Genomic DNA, 19198 nt, shown 5'->3' with positions numbered 1-19198 from the left:
TAGTATTATTTTAATAGACATTATTCAAAATGCTTGTGATTGATCGTTACTATTTTGACTTTTTAGTCGGACGCTGAAAGTCGTTTTTCTGAGTCTGTCGCGCCCGTCCAAAGGCTAATGCTTTACTATCGACGTTTTCGGTAATCACTGACCCTGCGGCAACTGTTGCGGTATCACCAATGGTTACTGGCGCGACCAGACTGGCGTTAGAGCCAATAAAAGCGTTATCTTCGATGATGGTTTGTGATTTATTGACACCATCATAATTACAAGTAATGACGCCTGCACCGACATTGACATCTGTACCAATGGTCGCATCACCGATATAACTCAAGTGATTAACCTTGCTACCATGGCCGACAGTTGATTTTTTAATCTCGACGAAATTACCGACTTTACTGTTGTTAGCCAATACGGTTTCAGGACGCAAATGGGCGAAAGGACCAACATCAACACCTGCCCCAATCTCAGCGCGATCAATCACGCAATAAGGTTTTATGTGGCAGGCATTACCAATGTGGGCGTTTTTAATGACACAGCCCGCTTCGATATACACATTATCACCTAAGATACAATCGCCCTCAAATACCACACCTACATCGACAAACACGTCCTGACCAGCGCTAAGCGTGCCACGAATATCAACGCGAGTGGGGTCAGCAAACTGCACGCCCGCTTCTTGCAAGTCGGCAACCAGTTTGCCTTGCCAAGTGCGCTCTAAGTTAGCAAGCTGTTGGCGGTTATTGACGCCTTCAATCTCAAAGGTATGCTCAGGCTCAATCGCGACAATATTAATGCCTTCAGCGACCGCCATTTTAACGATATCCGTCAGGTAATATTCTTGCTGCGCATTATCATTAGAAAGCTTTGGCAGATATTTATGCAATAACGCATTATCGACGCAGTAAATACCACTATTAATCTCTTGGATTTTTTGCTCATCAGCGCTTGCATCTTTTTGCTCGACGATGGCTTTGATATTGCCGTCTTTGTCACGTTTGATACGACCGAGACCAAACGGATTGTCAACGGTCAAGGTCAACATTGACATGCCATCCGTATTGGCAGATTTCAATGCCGTTAACGTTTGGCAACTGACCAACGGCACATCACCATAGAGAATCAGGCTTTGTCCTTCTTTTGGTAATTCAGATAGGGTCACTTTTACCGCATGTCCAGTACCCAACTGCTCAGTCTGGGCAACCCAAGTAATAGGCAGGTGCGCATATTGCTCATTAATATCTGCTTGGACTTGCTCGCCACCAAAACCATGAACAATGATGGTGTCATCAACCGTTAGTTGATGACAGGTGTCAAGAACATGACCCAATAACGACTTACCAGCCAATGTCTGTAGCACTTTTGGCTTGGCTGACTGCATACGCGTGCCTTTGCCCGCAGCGAGGATAATTACCGAAAGAGGAGATGTCATAATAGCCTACAAATGTAACAAAATATAATTTCAAATTATAACGCAAACTGTCATTTAACTAAAATGCTATGTCGTGACATCTTTGTAACCTGCGTTGTTTGTCATCGGCTTATTATTTAATGGTGACTTGCTGATGAATTGTCTGTCGTCACAAACGCATTACTAAAAAAGTGGGCGAGTCAAAAAAGACAATCGGTTATCAAAGACCGTCGCTTATATAAAAGCGTGGCTAATTTGCCAGTGTGAGGATGGTGGTATAAATAATAACCCAAACGGCTGCTGCCATGATACCTGCGATGATGTCATCGAGCATAATACCTAGGCCACCTGCGACTTTTTTATCTGCCCAGCCAATCGGTGGTGGCTTAATAATGTCAAAAAATCGGAATAATATAAAGGCGATAATGATGGCAATAATAGAAGATGTTTGGGCGATATTTTGCCAAAAATTACCGTCAGCGATACCCATATAAGATAGCGGCAGTAGGGTAAGCCACATGCCCGCCCATTCATCCCAGACAATGTGCGGGTTATCATGACCACCCATTAGCTCTGAGGTACGACCGCATATCCAACTACCAATCACACAAGAGAGAATGGTAATAATCAAAAATGGCACGAATCCTAAGCTTAGCAATGGTATCGCGATGACTATACTTCCAACCGTGCCCCAAGTGCCGGGTGCACGGCGAGGCAAACCACTTCCTAAGCCGATACCGAGCCAATAAACCAAACGGTCAAGCATCGTAGCAGTAGTGGGTAGCGGTGGACAATCATTGGCTTTACGGATATCAGGCTTAGATAGGTTGTGATCAATCATGGGTTAACCTGCAAAATGTTGGTAACCCGTCAGATTGGGCCAAGTAATAAAGGGAGCGGGATGGGTAGGTGTGATTGGCTGTCCTTGATAAAAAAGCTCTGGTCGTAAATTTTTGGTAGCATTTGTCTTGTTTACGGCTATGACTTCGCCGATACAGGTAATAGGTGTGTTGCTACTGTTATTAACAGGCGGTTCAATATGAGCAGGCAAAGTAAAAGCCAACTCATAATCATCGCCACCAGCCAACTGGCACAACAAGCGCTCAGTTAACTCAGCGTTTGCCAATGCTTTGCTGGTAGGTAGCAGATCGAGATGAATGCGCATACTAACGCTGCTTTGTTGGCAGATATGACCAAGATCTTGATACAGACCATCAGAGATATCTATCATTGCCGTAGCGCCGATTTTTGCTAGTTCTGCGCCCAGTGCAATACGCGGGGTTGGCATATGTAGCCGATGCGCAAGCTCAATACCGACGGCATTGTCAGGGTTCTGTAGTGCATAAGCGGCATCGCCAAGAGTGCCTGAGACATAGAGTTTATCGCCAACTTGCGCGCCTGAACGGTAGACGGCTGGTGTATCTTTGGTGAGTAACCCTTGCGCGCTGACACTAAGAACTAAATTGTCGCTACGCGTGGTATCACCACCAATCAGCGTCACCCTAAATAGCTGGCAAGCATGAAATAAGCCTTTAGCAAATTCACTTAACCATTGCTCATTCGCCAAGCGCTCAGGCAATGCTAACGCTAGCAGAATACTATGCGGAGTTGCACCCATCGCGGCAATATCTGAGACATTCACTGCTACAGCTTTATAGCCGATGGCAAATGCAAGCTTATTCACTTGCTCCCAATCGGCGCTAAAGTGTCGACCTTGAACGAGTGTATCAATACAGCTGACCAAACGCGCACCCGCAGGCAAGCTCATCACTGCTGCATCATCACCAATGCCTTTTTCGACCCTGCCTTTATTGACACTGCTGGACAATGACTGTGCAGCTTGCATTTGGGAGAATATACGCTCAATCAGCTCAAACTCATTCATGATTAGTCTTTGCTGTCTACATCAGTGCGGTCTGTTTCAATCGCTTTTTTGCTCGCTTTAAAGTCACTAATGTTGGCAGTAGCTTTACTAGCGCTATTGCGTTTGACAGTAGCATTATTGGCACTGATACGAAGCTTGTTTGAAGTGGTTGGTTTTTCTTCAAGAGTAGGTGTGTCGGCACTATCTTCTATATCAGCATTAGTTTCTGCATTGGTATCAGCTTTTATTACAGGTTTAGCAGCCGCTTTTTGTGAGGTGCGTAAATTGGCTTTGCTATCTGCTTCTACTTCAATAGCACGTAGCTCTACTGCCATTTTATCAAGGACGGCATTAATCAATTTATGCGCGTCAGTAGCGCCAAAGTGATGATTCAGCTTCATCGCTTCATCAAGTACCACTTTATAAGGAATTTCTAAACGGTTTTGTAGCTCGTAAGCACCAATCAATAAAATGGCGTGCTCAACGGTGTCCAATTTATCGATTTCACGGTCAAGATGCTGAGAGATAAGGACATCTAGCGCCTCGATCTGCTCTGGAATATCACGCATCATTTCATGATAATAGCCAATATGTACGGTATGCATGGCATTGGTCGCGCGGGTACGAGCAGCGATATCGTGTGGGGCATTGTCTTTCCAGCCAAGCTTACCATCGATATCGAAGCGGCGGTCAGTGACGAGCCATTCGTATAGACCTTGCATCGCAAAGCGTCGCGCTTTACGGATAGCGGTGTGACTGGTCTTGTAAGAAGACTCACTCATATCGAAGATTTGATCACCCGCACTGCTGCTCGCGATGCGCGTGGCTTCAGCTTGTTTATCATTGGTTTGGGCGGTTTTCGCAGCGCTGATAGCGCGCTTGAGTTGGTCAGTCATAGGGGGTCTATACCTAGTTTTTAAGATAAAAAGTTTTAAAATAAAATGTTAAATAGTGGTCAGCTGGCAGGCTGTGCCAGTCGAGTTTTATATCGTACTTGGTAACATTCTTTGTAACACTGACGCTGTGGCTCTCGATAAAAATGCAAGCTCATAGAAACCACAGCGCTCATTAAATAACAAACAGCCTATCAAATGATGGCTTGATTAAGCATCTTCGCTATCATCTTCAATATCTAGCTGTGATAGTACCGCAAGCATTTCTAGTACAACCATCGCCGCTTCTGAGCCTTTGTTACCCGCTTTAGTACCCGCACGCTCAATCGCTTGCTCGATGCTGTCAGTCGTCAGTACGCCATTGGCAACTGGGATATTATAATCCATAGCTACCGCGCTTAAGCCTTTTGCAGATTCGCTTGCAACGAAATCAAAATGTGGCGTGCTACCACGAATAATTGCGCCCAAAGCGACGATGGCATCAAAGCGATCAGACTCGGCGGCACGTTGAGCAACCAATGGCAATTCAAAAGCACCAGGCACGCGGATAACGGTAATGTTGCTACCCAATACACCGTGACGTAGCAATGCATCGATCGCACCATCTACCAAAGATTCAACCACAAAACCATTAAAACGACCGACGACGATACCAATACGAACGTCTTTGTTTTGATGTAAATTACCATCGATATGAGTCACGTCATTGCGCTGCTGTTGTAGATTTGACATAAAAAATCCTTTGCCGAATGGGCTTTTAATTAAAATGTAGGAATAAATAATGAGCTAAATATATTGCTAGGTTCAAATGGCTTATTATCCGTTAGATAATCAGTTAAATGAACGAAAATAAGTGGTTAGCGCTATGATAACATTTTTTTCTGTTTTATTTGTATTTTACGAGCGTACTATAAGCGCATTTGTATCCCTTGCGCTGCCATATATGCTTTGGCTTCTTGAACCGTATACTCGCCAAAATGGAAGATGCTGGCGGCAAGTACGGCATCGACGCCACCTTCTAACACTCCTTCGGCCAAATGTTGCAAATTACCGACGCCGCCTGACGCGATAACGGGCACATTGACGCGGTTAGTGATTTGCTTCATCAATGCCAAATCATAGCCTTTTTTGGTGCCATCGCCATCCATCGAGGTGACTAGTAATTCGCCAGCGCCAAGCTCAGCCATTTTGCTCGCCCAAGCCACCGCATCAATGCCCGTTGGTTTGCGACCACCATGGGTAAAAATCTCCCAACGCGGCATAACCATCCCATCAACTTCAATATCTGCAACGCGTTTGGCATCGATAGCAACGACGATACATTGATTGCCAAATTTCTGCGCCGCTTCACCGACGAACTCAGGGGTAAAGACCGCCGCAGAATTGATCGCTACTTTATCCGCACCAGCATTCAACAGATTGCGGATATCAGCGATTTTACGCACGCCGCCGCCAACTGTGAGTGGGACAAATACGGTTTCAGCCATACGCTCAACGGTATGATAGGTGGTATCGCGCTCATCATTGGTGGCAGTAATGTCCAAAAAAGTAATTTCATCAGCGCCTTGTTCGTTGTAGCGTTTTGCTACTTCAACAGGGTCTCCTGCATCTTTGATATCGACAAACTGTACACCTTTGACCACACGGCCATTATCAACGTCCAAACAAGGAATGATACGCTTTGCTAACATAGGGTCTTTCACCTTATAATCAATTCATTCTATAAGTGCTAGTCTAGCAAAATCACCACCGTATCAGGCAGATTTTCGCAAGATTATTATGCTTTTAACCAAAGTTTGCTCATGCACGGTACAATCACTGTGATTACCGTCGATATTTATCCTATTTACCTTCTTTTAATTGTCATAAGTGAGATGTCATGTCCGTCTATACCCAGTTAACCGATGACCAGTTTGCCACTTTTTGCCACCGTTTTGGCGTAGCGTTCGCGCGTGCCATTCCGATTACCCAAGGTATCAAAAACTCTAACTGGTTTATTCAGACGACTGACGATGTAGATGGCGCACACTCTTATGTCTTTACCTTATTTGAAGAACGTCCACCAGAAGACATCGAGAAGATGGCCGTCATCCTCAATCAACTGGACGGTAAATTACCGGTCGCCGCGCCGTTGGCGTTAGTTGATAGCACAGAAAAAGGCTATGTCATACGCTATGATAATAAAGCCATTACCTTAGTGCCATGCCTAGCAGGCTTGCACCCAGAGCAGACCACGCAAGCGATGTGTCATGAGATTGGTGCTGCTTTAGCGATGCTGCATGAGACATTGCAAGCACTACAACCTGCGGAAGAATATGGCGTGCCTTTATACCCATGGAGCGAGGTGCGCGATCGTGAAATGCAGTTTATGCCCGGTGACGAAGCCAAATTGATGAGTGATATCTGGCAGTCTTATACGGATTTGCCGCTTGCCACTTTGCCAAAAGGCTTATGTCATTTAGATATGTTTGCCGATAATACCTTATGGGATTTGCAAAAAGGTGAAGAACGTCTGACGGGTCTATTGGACTTTACCGAAGTCAGTGTTGAGCACTATGTGATGGATATTGCCATTACGATTAATGATTTTTGTACCACTTGGGGTATGGCTGAACAAGGCGAGTCGGTAAATTTTGACCGCAGTAAAATGGCAGCTTTCTTACAAGGCTATGAGTCTAAACGCACGCTTAATAACGATGAAAAACGTGCCTTACCGGTTATGCTGGCAAAAGCGGCGGTAATTTTTTGGCTGTTGCGTTTAAACGTTATTCACTATAACCGTACCGAAGGACGGACTGGCGATAATATCATGGTCAAAAATCCTGATCTGATGAAACGCCTTGCCGCTTATCATTGGGCGCATGTGGAAAAAGCGCAGAATGCAGTATTTGTGCTATCAAATAAACATGATAATCAAATAGTCGGCGTGTTTAGCAATATTACCCAAGCTGAGCAGGCGCGTGATAAATTAAGTGATAGTAGCCATTTTGCCATCAAAGAATATACGCTCGATCAATGAGCATAAATTGTTTTTGTTCGACCATTCCTGTATCAAAACCATAAGGGCGATCCCATGACCGATCAAGTTGATAACTGGCACAAACTGGCACGCTACGATACCAATATGCAAGGTGAGCTGCATGCCAATCTGCTGCGTAACAATGGTATTAGGGTGTCTCTGCAACCACTGAGTGCGATGCCCGGTATGAACTCTGGGATTGTGCTGTGGATACAGGATACCGATTTGGCGCATGCACAGCGCATTTTAGCGAATATTGACACCGATGGGGCAACGCCTTATGAGATGTTTGATGAAACGTCCGCAGCCAAAATTAACCCTACTTTAAATTCTGCACAAGATAAAAATAACGGCGGTACTCTATAAATGTGCCAACTCTTAGGAATGAACTGTAATACCCCAACCGATATTGGCTTTAGCTTTGCAGGCTTTCGCCGCCGCGGTGGCATGACGGACAGTCATGAAGATGGTTTTGGCATTGCATTTTTTGAGCGCAGTGAATGCGCTAATAATAATGATGAATCGGCAAATGACTCAACGGGGCTGCGCTTGTTTCATGACAATCGTCCAAGCCACCTGTCACCAGTCGCTGACTTGGTTAATAATTATCCAATAAAAGCCATGAACGTCATCGCTCATATTCGTAAAGCGACCCAAGGGCAGAACTGCTTGGCAAACACCCATCCGTTTGTCCGCGAAGTCTGGGGCGAGCAGTGGGTATTCGCTCATAATGGACAGATGAATAGCGAATTTATCAAACGCTGTCAGCGCTTGCAAGACAACGGCAATGCTTCACACTGCCAGCCAGTCGGTTCAACCGATTCTGAGATGGCGTTTTGCTATTTGGTTAATCGCCTAAAGAGTAGCTTTAAGTCGCGCCCTGATGACAAAACGCTGTTTAATTTTTTGACCACCCAATGTCGTTATTTATCTGCCAATGGTTTATTTAACTGCTTGATATCAAATGGTAAGTGGCAAATGGCATATGCGGGTAGTTTGCTATTTTATCTCACGCGCCAAGCACCATTTGGCGAGGCGAAATTGGCAGATGATGATTTAGCCATTAACTTTGGTGATGTGACCACAGACACGGATAAAGTGACGATACTAGTGACAGTGCCACTGACTGAAAATGAAAAATGGCAACAGTTAGCCGTTAATGAGTGTCTGATATTCCAAGATGGCGACGTCATTTATAAAGACAGTCCAAGTCAGCGGAAGTTTTTGACGATTGAGGAAGGGATTGCGGTTGCACGGTCAGTTGGGGCGAGTGTTTAGAGGTTGATCGACTTGTATTTTGACATTGGTCGTTCAATCATAAAGTTAATAGTGAACTAATAATTAGGTGTAGCCATGTTAGGCAATGACATTCAAATAAAACAGCTCGTAGGTGTTGGTGATGTACATCTTAGCTTTCAACCTGACCAAAGAGTGTATTGTCTGATTGGTGAGAATGGCATCGGCAAGACGAAGTGTTTGGAGGCGCTATTTTCTCTATACTTCACCAATTATGAAATTATATATAGTAAGGTCTTTAACGATAATTACTATTCATTTGAGAATATAGTTGTTGATGGGCATGAGCTCAACAGTAACTCTGATAAAGGCATGAAAGATGTTGATAGTCATAACTTAGCTGTAGTGATGATTGGTGCACTAAATCGAGGCACAATCGAGTATCAGGAAGGTAGTTTCGATAAAAATATTTGGGCTTATGGCGCTCGTATGTCAAATCATCTTAATAACAATTTTTCTGCTTTGAATAATAAAGAGATGAAAAGTCTTGGAATGAATGAACTGTTGAATCAATGGATTATTCAACGCGCTCAATCTGCCAATCCTTATCAAGCTGCTGAAGACAACCGAGAAGTTGAAATCATCACATTATTGGATCTGCTTAACAAAGCTGACGAGCGAATTGATAGTGAATTCCTTGAAATCTCAGGAAATAATCGCGTGTTTATAAAAGTTTCTGATAAAAAAACTGAATTATCCGAGCTCTCTAGCGGCTTTGCTTCAATTCTTAAAATCATGCAATCTATCATTGCAGGTTATAGTTATTTCACCAATGAAACTAATATTGCTCGCGTTAAAGGCGTGGTATTCATTGATGAAATAGAAAGCCATCTACATACTAAGTGGCAAGCGACTATTATTCCTACTTTAAAGCATTTATTTCCCAATACGACGTTTTATATTACCACTCACTCCGCTATTGTTTTGAGCCAATTGCAACATGGCGAAGCTTATGAGTTGTATCGTGATAAAGAAGATGGAATTGTCAAAACTGAGCTGATAGAACATCCCAACAATGCCGCATTTGTAGATTTGTTAAAAGATGCCTTTGATATTGATATCAATCGCTTGAAGCTGTCGCGTGATAATGCACCGCAGCAAACAGAAGCAAAACAGGCATTACTGAGCTTATTAGATGAAAAAATTAGGCAGTTAGAGGGAGGGCAATCATGAAAGAGAAAGAGAAACTGTTAGACACAAATTATCTGATTGGTCTGCTTGAAGGTAAAAGTGATGGAAATGATACTGAGCTTTTACAGAATTTGAAAAATTTGCGTAGCGAAATAGCTTTAAACAATGTAGAAGTAGTGATAACTCCACTTATTCGCTATGAGTTTTTAAGATACTTTCTGTGGAAAACACAAGAAAGTGAGATGAAAAAATATATCAATGTCATGAATGGATTAACCACCTTAGACATCAGCCAAGATGTAGCAGATTTGGCTGCAGATTTATATCGATTAGATAAGTTTGAAGCAGATAATGCTAACATTAATAAAAATATCGACAAGCGCCAGTTTGATATATTTCATTTTGCTACAGCTAAAATAAATGGTATAGAATTATTATCTAATGACAAGCACTTACCACAACTTGAAAATTTATATGCGCTTTATAAATTGGACGAAATACTCTAAAAACTAACCCAAATAAACCCCACAACACCGCTTAAACTTCTCCCCTGAACCGCAAATACACGGCTGCTTTTGATTCACTGTCATCGCAACCGTTGGATCTAAGAAATACCAACGTACATCATTATTGACTTTGTCTGTCACTTTTACAAAGGCAGACAATTCATGGTGCGCCTGCATTTTCTCTTCTAAATTAGCTGTATTATCTTTGATATTAAAATAAGCTTTAAACTCAACTTGTGCGTGCCTTTTACCTAGCTTTGGCATGTGCGCTACGATTTCCAATCCTGCCCAATTCGTCTCTTTTGCCCACGATTCAATCGCGTTAATATCAAGCAATGCTTGCTGTGCGGGCAGCGTAGTCTTGACGATATAGTCTGGTTTCACGAGCACAAACGCACTATAGCGGCTACGCATCAAACGCTCGCCATCGGGAGCATAAAGCCTGTCATGATAAGGCTGGCAGCAATCTTTATAAAGTAGTGGTGAGCTAATAGCGCTTGATGATGGATGAATTTGGCAAGGGCAAACGTGTAGATTAGGTTGCATGTTTTATTCTCATTTTTGCTTGGGTTTTACTGCTTTACAGTATCTTTATCGCAGCATGCTTTTTATTAGTTCTGGCAATATGCCGACTTTTAGCTGTGCCCATGGTGCTGGGTCGCGCAGCTGCTGCCAAAATGCATCAAACGGCGGGGCAAAATAGACCAACATGGCGAGCAGTGTATATAGTAATAAATACCACCACTTATCTTTAGGCTGATAAAACTTCATCGCTGTACCTGATGAGCGCTTCATTTTCATATTGGATAAATTAACACTATAAAGCTCGTCCAACGCCAAATGCACCAGCGCGCCGCCGAATAAAAATAAGCCGTAGAACCAGCTAGCGGTTAATGGTAAGTTTAAAATATCGTAGCTGACATAGGTCATTCCAAGACCCATTATCGCCATATAAGGGACGGAATGAATCACGCCGCGATGCACGGTCATGTTGGTAAAAATAGAAAAAATCACATAACGCATAAAGCCGTAGCCTACCAGCCATAATGCAATCAGGGCGAGCAAACTCAGCTCACTGCGCCAATGCATGACCAAACCAAAGGCAAAAATAAACGAGGTGATATTAAAACCAAGCTTAATCGGTGTTGAGTTGTCAGAATCCAAATCAGGGAGTAGCCCACCGATGGTGCCAAGCGCCACGCAAACTAAAAACCCCGAATCATCAATCAATCCCGCTTTATAAACCGTCAAACTGAGCGTACCACTGACCATGAATGCAACATTTAGGTGGGTGTTAAAATTTGCCATAAAAACTCATCAATAAATAGCGCGCGAAACGATTGTTTCGAGGCGTTTGCCTAGCGGTAAAAAAGCGCACCATAATAGCATAGCGCAGCCAAACGTCTAACAGATAAGGTTTATATGCCCGCCATCGGTTTACTCATCAATCTTGATTCTGATGTTCCTTGTGAGAGTGTATTTATGTTTTATGAAAGCTTCATTGACATTAATTGACAAGTGCTATGGTTGTTCTATTTAAATCAATTGAACGGTGCCAGCGAAACCATTCAAAGTCCAATATGGACAAATTATTATCAAGGAGTGATCTCAAATCAGGTCATTTAGTAGTCTTGCCAATGTTAACGATGCCATCCTGCTTGGCTGAGGATGACAATCCTAGTTTTTATAATGGTAATGTTTTGCGTAATGGTCGAAGCCAGAAGCATGGGAGTTGAGAGGAAGTTGGGCACTTAGAACAGAGTATGTATAAATAAATCGTTAAACCCTTGTTACGTTTACGATTATGCCACGATTTGACAACGTCTAGGCGTTAACAAAGCGCCGTCGTTTTGTTATGGTAAAAGAGCGTTATTGTTAAGTACTAAAGAGTCGCTTAGCTATTTTGTTAACCCAACTTTATATTTTACTGTGTCAAATAATAATGGTTTTGAATACAACGCGTACAATCATCTATCTAGCCACCAATCCTCAGTATAAACATATAACCGTTTAGGCTTAAGATCTATAACAACGATAAGGAAGCTACCATGAGTGATATTTTTAATGTAAAAGACACCATTTCGGTCGATGGCAAGGAACATACCTATTACAGTCTGCCGAAGCTAACCGAAACTTTTGAGCACATCAGTAAACTGCCATTTTGCATGAAAATTGTCTTAGAAAACCTATTACGTAATGAAGATGATGGTCAGTCTGTCGGCAAAAACCACATTGAAGCGGTTGCCAACTGGGACGCGGGCGCAGAAGCGTCAAAAGAAATCGCTTTTATGCCAGCGCGTGTTGTCTTGCAAGATTTCACGGGTGTGCCCTCTGTTGTGGATTTGGCCGCGATGCGTGATGCCGTTGTTGAGCTAGGCGGTAACGCTGAGCAAATTAACCCCTTTATCCCGAGTGAATTGGTCGTTGACCATTCTGTACAAGTTGACGCTTATGGTCGTGAAGATGCGCTGGATTTGAACGAAAAAATTGAATTTAAACGTAATAATGAGCGTTATGAGTTCTTGCATTGGGGTCGTAATGCGTTTAAAAACTTTGTGGTCGTACCACCAGCCACCGGTATTGTGCATCAGGTCAACCTTGAATATTTAGCTCGTGTTGTCATGGCAGCAGATGTCAATGTTGATGGTGAAAGCGAATTGACTGCCTATCCAGATACAGTATTTGGTACTGACAGTCATACCACCATGATTAATGGTATTGGTGTGCTTGGTTGGGGTGTGGGCGGTATTGAAGCGGAAGCGGCTATGCTCGGTCAACCATCATCGATGCTCATTCCACAAGTGGTTGGTTTTGAGCTAAAAGGCAAACTTACCGAAGGCGTCACCGCGACAGATTTGGTATTGCGTGTGGTTGAAATGCTACGTGCGCACGGTGTGGTGGGCAAATTCGTTGAATTCTATGGCGAAGGCTTACACAGTATGCCGCTTGCAGATCGTGCCACCATTGCCAATATGTCACCAGAATATGGTGCGACCTGTGGTATTTTCCCGATTGACCAAATGGCGATTGATTATCTACGTCTATCTGGACGTGATGAGGCGCAAATTGAGTTGGTCGAAAAGTATGCCAAGGCGCAAGGCTTATGGCACGATGCTGACACGCCAGCGGCGATTTATTCAAGTAAGTTAGAGCTAGATCTGTCTTCAGTACAGCCCGCACTTGCTGGCCCGAACTTGCCACAACAGCGTATCAATCTGTCTGATATGCACGAAAAATTTGGCGAAACGTTAGAAAAAATGACCAAAGATCGCAAGTCAGAAGTAGAAGGCAAAGTACGCTTTGATCAAGAAGGCGGTGAGCAAGAGCAGGCTGAACACTTAGCCGCACAGCCAAAAATTGATGACAGCCAAGATGAAGGCTATCAGCCTGCAAATGGGGTTTTCTCTACCATTAAAATCGATGAAAAAGAACATAAGCTGCGTGATGGTTCAGTCGTGATTGCCGCTATTACCTCTTGTACCAATACCTCAAACCCAGCGGTTATGATTGGTGCTGGTTTAGTTGCCAAAAAAGCGGCTGCAAAAGGTCTTAAAGCCAAGCCTTGGGTTAAGACTTCGCTCGCCCCGGGTTCTAAAGTCGTGACTGACTATTTAGAAAAAACCAAGCTAATGGATGAGCTGGAAAAAACAGGTTTTTACTTAGTCGGCTATGGTTGTACCACTTGTATCGGTAACTCAGGGCCGCTGCTAGAAAGCATTGAAAAAGGTATCGAAGAGAATGATCTAGTCGCCGCTGCGGTACTGTCCGGTAACCGTAACTTTGAAGGCCGTATTCACTCACATGTCAAAGCCAGTTACTTAGCGTCACCGCCGTTGGTTGTCGCCTATGCCTTAGCCGGTACGGTCGATATTGACATGACCACCCATCCGCTAGGTCAGGATCAAGATGGTAATGATGTCTATCTAAAAGATATCTGGCCAACGTCAGAAGAGATCAATGAGTTGATTGCTAATAATATCGACGCGGATATGTTCCGCAAGAATTACGGTGAAGTGTTTGACGGTAGTGCAGCATGGAACGCTATTAGCTCAGCCGATAGCCAGCTGTATCCGTGGAGCGAAGAATCTACTTATATCAAAAACCCACCGTTCTTTGATGGTATGACCATGGAGCCAGAAGGTATCCCTGATATTGAAGGCGCGCGTATCTTGGGTTTATTTGGCGATTCAATCACCACCGACCATATCTCACCAGCTGGTAACATCGATCCAGACTCGCCAGCAGGTAAATACTTGCAAGAGCGCGGTGTGATGCAAGCCGACTTCAATAGTTATGGCTCACGCCGTGGTAATGATGCGGTTATGACCCGCGGTACTTTTGCCAACATACGTATCAAAAACACCATGATGGGTGGCAAAGAGGGTGGCTATACCTATTACTTCAAAGGCGATAGCGCGACGCTTCAAGACGGTGAAGAAATGGCCATCTATGATGCGGCGATGAAGTATAAAGAAGATAAGCGTCCGTTAGTCGTGCTTGGCGGTGCAGAATATGGTTCTGGCTCTAGCCGTGACTGGGCAGCGAAGGGGACAATTTTACTCGGCGTAAAAGCGGTATTGACCAGCTCATTTGAGCGTATTCACCGCTCAAACTTAGTTGGCATGGGTGTCTTACCATTGACCTTTAAAGAAGGTGAAAATGCAGAGACTTATAATTTAGATGGCTCTGAAGTGCTTAGCATCACTGGTCTAGATAATGGTGAAAGCAAAACAGCGACAGTCACTGCTACACGTGCCGATGGTTCGTCTGAGAGCTTTGATGTCAACGTCATGCTACAGACACCAAAAGAGCGTGAATATGTGCGTCATGGTGGCGTGTTACACTATGTACTACGTCAACTGGCTGCTGAGAATAAAGACGCTGCGTAATGGTAAGTTAGACTTAATATGAAAAAAAAGCCCAGTCCCAGTCAAAGTAGGGGATTGGGCTTTTTTATTGAGCTAGGAAAAGGGAAAAAAGTATCTGAAAATCTATTTCCTTAAATCATCTGAAATTCTCATTCCAGTTCTCCTTAAATACTTTATTTAAGAACTTTTCTTTATCGATGCTACCGTCATTGTTTAAGCAGCTCTTATCGACAAAAAGGTAATTCGTCCAACTGATATCAGGAGACAATTCATTGATTTTATTTACCATATCAACTTCACTAATGTCAGAGAAGTCTTTAATAATAAGTTTTTGAGCCAGCTCTAAAATGCGACTCTTTGTTTTATACTCATAAGAATTTGGATACTCAGAAATTTTATCAAAAAATTCTTCGTAATTTATACTCAGGTCTTCGTTTACATACCCCTCACTCCAGAATATATAGTCACTCCAAAATGGGTCAGGAGATAGTTTATCTAGTTCAAGCTTTATTTCTACTTGCCTTGACTCTGAGCATGGAGTATTAATTAACTCTTCAAGTAATAAAGTGATTTTTTGCTTAGTATCATTATTCATTATTATTCCCTCTACTATTTGTTTAAATGGTTTCAGCTCTTCTCAGTCAACAGGTTAATCCCCAGCCCAATAAACACCACCCCACTAATTCTATTGAGCATTGTTTCAATAGAGGGGTTTTCTCGTAGGCGTGTACTAAACCGCGCAGCCAATAGCGCCAAACATAAGCACCATATAAAGCCAGTGGTAGCAAAAGTCAGACCCAATATCAAAAATGACAGCATGCCATAAGCGTAACTAGTGTCGATAAACTGAGGGAAGAACGCCAAGAAGAATAAGGCAACCTTTGGATTAAATACATTGGTCAATACGCCTTGCTGATAGATTTTCCAGCCGTCTACGGCCTTGTGTCTAGTCACGTCCTGAGCTTTGGACAAACTGTTTGCGATTGAGTTCGAGTTTTTGCTCGTTAGCATTTTAAAGCCTAAATAACACAGGTAAGCCGCACCAATATATTTGACGATCATAAAGGCTGTAGGGGAGTTGGCAAGCAGTACTGACAGTCCCAGCGCCGCGAATAATGTATGTACTAAAGCACCTGAGGTAATGCCTAACACAGAATAAAACCCTGCGGCTTGTCCCTGTGAAATACTGCGGGTGATGATATACATGCTATCTGTGCCAGGGGTTAGGTTTAATAAAATAGCGGCTAAGACAAACCCTAGATAATTCTCGATACCAAACATTGCAACCACCTCCCTTTGATAATACTAATTGTCCGTATGTTATACAGTCTGTATATATTTTATAAAACTCTTAAGGGGTAGATAGTAGCGAGCATTAGATAGGTTGGCAATAGCGCGGATAGTTATAGGGCTGTGAGAATAGCGTTAATAAATATTTGAGAAATGACAGACATAAAAAATCCCAGTCACCGTATGATGACTGGGATTTTTTATTGTTCGCTTATTAGTCTGATCTAATGCTAAGCAAAAGTGCTAATAAGTGACGCCGAATAGTGGCGTCCCCAGGGGGATTCGAACCCCCGTTACCGCCGTGAAAGGGCGGTGTCCTAGGCCTCTAGACGATGGGGACGCATAGAGTGTTATAACCAAAAAGGCTACAACGGTACTTCACAATATCAGAGTGCTTATCTATTAATAATAGAGCAAGCCTTGCCTAGGTGCTGATATCGTCCTACTAGCGAGTATTTATAGTTACGTTTCAGTAGTACTGAGCGTTGCAATAAATAGTATGGTGGAGCTAAACGGAGTCGAACCGTTGACCCCTTGCATGCCATGCAAGTGCTCTACCAACTGAGCTATAGCCCCTCGCTAAGAGTGTGCGTATTTTATGCAAGACCAGCAGTCCTGTCAACTACTATTTTAAAAATAATCAATAAATATGCAAAAAAAAGTGTTTTAGCCTGTTTTAATGGCCTAACAAGCTTAAATTAGCGTGGATTTTGCTTGAGAGCGATCTCTTTGATGGCTTTATCGGTATAAAACTCTTCTTCGCTGCCATCAGAAAAAACAATCGCACAGCATTCAGTTGGCATATATTGACCACCCTTTTCTCGGATTGTTCTGATGCCTTTAAAGCCAATGATGTCAAAATCGGCTAATTTATCTAGATTATGCTTGGTATAACTGCAGTAAGTGGTGTATATCCACTTTAAATCTTCAAAATCTTGACCAGTGGTAAGAGTAAGGTTTGCCTCGAACAGCTCTTTTACGATGGCATCATAGTATTTCTGCGCTTCTTTTAGGGTGTTAAATACATAATCTTTGCTTTCTATTGTGACGGTTTTGGCGGCCATGTTTGTTTCCAATTAAGATGTTTAAAAGTATGAGGGTAGTTATACCGACTAATAACGAAAAAAGGGTCAGAACTGGCCTGACCCCTTTGAATGCATAAAATTTAGCTAATTATTATTCAGCAGCCAAACTATTTATCAGCTAAGAAGTCTGGCAACTCTGCTGCTTGTTTTTCAAGTTTCTTCAGTTTCTTTTTACCCAAACCGCCCAGTACATCAACAGCATGACGCAAGCGAGTCAGCGTCATATCAGCACCGATAATCGCCATAGAGTTCATGACAGGCGTCGATGAGGTGCTACCAGCGATGGCGATAAAGAACGGCGCCATAAAGTCACGCATCTTAATATCAAGGTGAGCAGCAAGGCCTTTTAACGTGGCGTAGATGTTTTCTTCTGACCAAGTTGGTAGGGTCTCAAGCTGCCAAAGCGCTAATTGGAGCATCTCGATAATTTGCTCAGGCGTGAGCGATTTATGAGTAAAGTTCTCAGCATTGATATCAGGTAGGTTCTGGAAATAAAAGCCGCCCCAATTAACCGCATCAGACAATAGCTCGATACGTGGTTGAATCGCCGCTGCGATAGCAGTTAATTTATCGCTGTTATTCGCCCACTCAAGGATTTTATTTTTTAACTCTTCAGGCGTGAGGGCGCGTAGCCACTCGGCATTCAGCCAGTTCAATTTTTCGATGTCAAAGATAGGGCCGCCAAGCGACACACGCTGAATATCAAAGCTGGCAATCATTTCTTCTAAGGTAAATTGCTCAGCATCATTAGGCATTGAGTAGCCCATACGACCGAGATAGTTTAGCAACGCTTCGGGCAGGACGCCTGCATCACGATAATAGGTGATAGAGGTAGGGTTTTTACGTTTAGAAAGCTTTGATTTGTCTGGGTTACGCAGTAACGGCATGTGGCAAAGGACTGGCATTTCCCAACCAAAATACTCATAAAGCAGCTGATGTTTAGGCGCAGAGTTGAGCCACTCTTCACCACGCAACACATGGCTGATGTCCATCAAATGGTCATCAACGACGTTGGCGAGATGATACGTTGGCATGCCGTCGGTTTTTAGCAATACTTGCATATCGACTTGTGTCCAAGGAATCTCAACCGTACCGCGTAGCATGTCATGTACTTGACAGATACCTTCGGTAGGCACACGCATACGAATCACATGCGGTTTGCCTTCAGCGACCAATTGCGCGGTTTTCTCTGGCGCTAAATGGGCACAGCGACCGTCGTAACGTGGCGTTTCACCATTGGCCATTTGCTCGGCACGCATGGCATCTAGCTCTTCACTGGTACAAAAGCAGCGAAACGCATGATCGTTTTCTATGAGCTGTTCGGCGTGCTTTTTGTAAATATCGCTACGCTCACTCTGACGATAAGGCGCGTGCGGACCGCCGATATCTGGACCTTCTGCCCAATCTAGACCGACCCAACGCAGCGCATCCAAAATCATTTTTTCAGATTGTTCGGTTGAGCGCGTTTGGTCTGTGTCTTCGATACGTAAAATAAATTCGCCGCCGTGGGCTTTAGCGAATGCTAAATTGAATAGGGCAATATAAGCGGTGCCGACATGCGGAAAGCCAGTAGGCGATGGTGCAATGCGGGTGCGGACAGGGCGATTGCTGCTAGTAGAAGTCGTAGATTGCGTCATAGAAATCTCAGAATAGGCTAGTTAATGAAGATGGCACTGAAAGATGGTAATAAAAAATAGCAGTTAAACATAATGATTAAACATGGCGATTAAAAAATAGTAACGACAAATATGAATCAAAGATTTTAATAAAAATACAGATGAAACAATAACCGTCAATATGGAAAAATAGCGTAAAATATAGCGCTAGTATAACAG

At 43.3% G+C, this 19198-nt stretch carries 18 protein-coding genes and 2 tRNA genes; 6 read left to right on the top strand and 14 right to left on the bottom strand.

Annotation, left to right across the window (positions count from 1 at the left end):
- Window positions 1–49: 49 nt before the first annotated feature.
- The 6 genes from glmU to hisF form a co-directional block, all read right to left on the bottom strand.
- Window positions 50–1432 carry a bifunctional UDP-N-acetylglucosamine diphosphorylase/glucosamine-1-phosphate N-acetyltransferase GlmU gene (glmU, locus tag JMX93_RS13630; protein WP_499205040.1) on the bottom strand — a complete coding sequence of 461 codons (1383 nt, stop codon included), beginning with the start codon at window positions 1430–1432 and terminating at the stop codon, window positions 50–52.
- A 229-nt stretch (window positions 1433–1661) separates the two neighbouring features.
- Window positions 1662–2252 (bottom strand): phosphatidylglycerophosphatase A family protein, encoded by a 591-nt coding sequence (locus JMX93_RS13625; RefSeq protein WP_198332597.1) that lies wholly within the window; start codon window positions 2250–2252, stop codon window positions 1662–1664.
- Between the two features lie 3 nt (window positions 2253–2255).
- Window positions 2256–3296: a thiamine-phosphate kinase gene (gene thiL / locus JMX93_RS13620; protein WP_198332598.1), complete on the bottom strand. Its 1041-nt coding sequence runs from the start codon at window positions 3294–3296 to the stop codon at window positions 2256–2258.
- Window positions 3297–3298: 2 nt separating this feature from the next.
- Complete coding sequence (gene nusB, locus JMX93_RS13615) at window positions 3299–4171, bottom strand: transcription antitermination factor NusB (RefSeq protein WP_499205039.1); 873 nt, start codon at window positions 4169–4171, stop codon at window positions 3299–3301.
- A 207-nt stretch (window positions 4172–4378) separates the two neighbouring features.
- Window positions 4379–4900 carry a 6,7-dimethyl-8-ribityllumazine synthase gene (ribH, locus tag JMX93_RS13610; protein ID WP_045445783.1) on the bottom strand — a complete coding sequence of 174 codons (522 nt, stop codon included), beginning with the start codon at window positions 4898–4900 and terminating at the stop codon, window positions 4379–4381.
- Between the two features lie 176 nt (window positions 4901–5076).
- Window positions 5077–5859 (bottom strand): imidazole glycerol phosphate synthase subunit HisF, encoded by a 783-nt coding sequence (gene hisF / locus JMX93_RS13605; protein ID WP_198332599.1) that lies wholly within the window; start codon window positions 5857–5859, stop codon window positions 5077–5079.
- Between the two features lie 188 nt (window positions 5860–6047).
- On the opposite strand from hisF, the gene JMX93_RS13600 reads away from it, so the two are divergent.
- The 5 genes from JMX93_RS13600 to JMX93_RS13580 all read left to right on the top strand — a co-directional run bounded on the left by JMX93_RS13600 (window position 6048) and on the right by JMX93_RS13580 (window position 10120).
- Complete coding sequence (locus tag JMX93_RS13600) at window positions 6048–7187, top strand: homoserine kinase (protein WP_499205038.1); 1140 nt, start codon at window positions 6048–6050, stop codon at window positions 7185–7187.
- 54 nt (window positions 7188–7241) lie between these two features.
- Complete coding sequence (locus JMX93_RS13595) at window positions 7242–7553, top strand: hypothetical protein (RefSeq protein ID WP_227685963.1); 312 nt, start codon at window positions 7242–7244, stop codon at window positions 7551–7553.
- Complete coding sequence (locus JMX93_RS13590) at window positions 7554–8465, top strand: class II glutamine amidotransferase (protein WP_193011761.1); 912 nt, start codon at window positions 7554–7556, stop codon at window positions 8463–8465.
- A 75-nt stretch (window positions 8466–8540) separates the two neighbouring features.
- Entirely contained in the window at window positions 8541–9656 is a 1116-nt protein-coding gene (locus JMX93_RS13585; protein WP_499205037.1) for an AAA family ATPase, read from the top strand.
- On the top strand, window positions 9653–10120 hold the full coding sequence (locus JMX93_RS13580) for a type II toxin-antitoxin system VapC family toxin (protein WP_499205036.1): 468 nt from the start codon (window positions 9653–9655) through the stop codon (window positions 10118–10120). The genes JMX93_RS13585 and JMX93_RS13580 overlap by 4 nt, the downstream gene beginning before the upstream one ends.
- A gap of 3 nt (window positions 10121–10123) precedes the next feature.
- Here JMX93_RS13580 and JMX93_RS13575 read toward each other — a convergent pair whose 3' ends face one another.
- Together JMX93_RS13575 and JMX93_RS13570 are read right to left on the bottom strand one after the other, a co-directional pair.
- Window positions 10124–10666, bottom strand: a complete 543-nt coding sequence (locus JMX93_RS13575; protein WP_499205035.1) for a YchJ family protein — start codon at window positions 10664–10666, stop codon at window positions 10124–10126.
- Window positions 10667–10711: 45 nt separating this feature from the next.
- Window positions 10712–11428 carry a metal-dependent hydrolase gene (locus JMX93_RS13570; protein ID WP_499205034.1) on the bottom strand — a complete coding sequence of 239 codons (717 nt, stop codon included), beginning with the start codon at window positions 11426–11428 and terminating at the stop codon, window positions 10712–10714.
- Window positions 11429–12168: 740 nt separating this feature from the next.
- Between JMX93_RS13570 and acnA the strand changes: the two genes are divergently transcribed.
- On the top strand, window positions 12169–15009 hold the full coding sequence (gene acnA / locus JMX93_RS13565; RefSeq protein WP_499205033.1) for an aconitate hydratase AcnA: 2841 nt from the start codon (window positions 12169–12171) through the stop codon (window positions 15007–15009).
- Between the two features lie 115 nt (window positions 15010–15124).
- On the opposite strand, the gene JMX93_RS13560 is transcribed toward acnA, so the two are convergent.
- The 6 genes from JMX93_RS13560 to gltX form a co-directional block, all read right to left on the bottom strand.
- Window positions 15125–15583 (bottom strand): hypothetical protein, encoded by a 459-nt coding sequence (locus JMX93_RS13560; RefSeq protein WP_499205032.1) that lies wholly within the window; start codon window positions 15581–15583, stop codon window positions 15125–15127.
- Window positions 15584–15615: 32 nt separating this feature from the next.
- On the bottom strand, window positions 15616–16269 hold the full coding sequence (locus tag JMX93_RS13555) for a LysE family translocator (protein ID WP_193011757.1): 654 nt from the start codon (window positions 16267–16269) through the stop codon (window positions 15616–15618).
- Window positions 16270–16542: 273 nt separating this feature from the next.
- A tRNA-Glu gene (locus JMX93_RS13550) sits at window positions 16543–16618 on the bottom strand.
- 160 nt (window positions 16619–16778) lie between these two features.
- A tRNA-Ala gene (locus JMX93_RS13545) sits at window positions 16779–16854 on the bottom strand.
- Window positions 16855–16976: 122 nt separating this feature from the next.
- Window positions 16977–17342, bottom strand: a complete 366-nt coding sequence (locus tag JMX93_RS13540; RefSeq protein ID WP_198332606.1) for a hypothetical protein — start codon at window positions 17340–17342, stop codon at window positions 16977–16979.
- Window positions 17343–17470: 128 nt separating this feature from the next.
- Window positions 17471–19000 (bottom strand): glutamate--tRNA ligase, encoded by a 1530-nt coding sequence (gene gltX, locus JMX93_RS13535; RefSeq protein ID WP_499205031.1) that lies wholly within the window; start codon window positions 18998–19000, stop codon window positions 17471–17473.
- Window positions 19001–19198: the final 198 nt, after the last annotated feature.

Source organism: Psychrobacter muriicola 2pS (assembly GCF_904846535.1).
Taxonomy (GTDB): domain Bacteria; phylum Pseudomonadota; class Gammaproteobacteria; order Pseudomonadales; family Moraxellaceae; genus Psychrobacter; species Psychrobacter aquimaris.
This window is presented reverse-complemented; position numbering and strand designations above follow the sequence as displayed.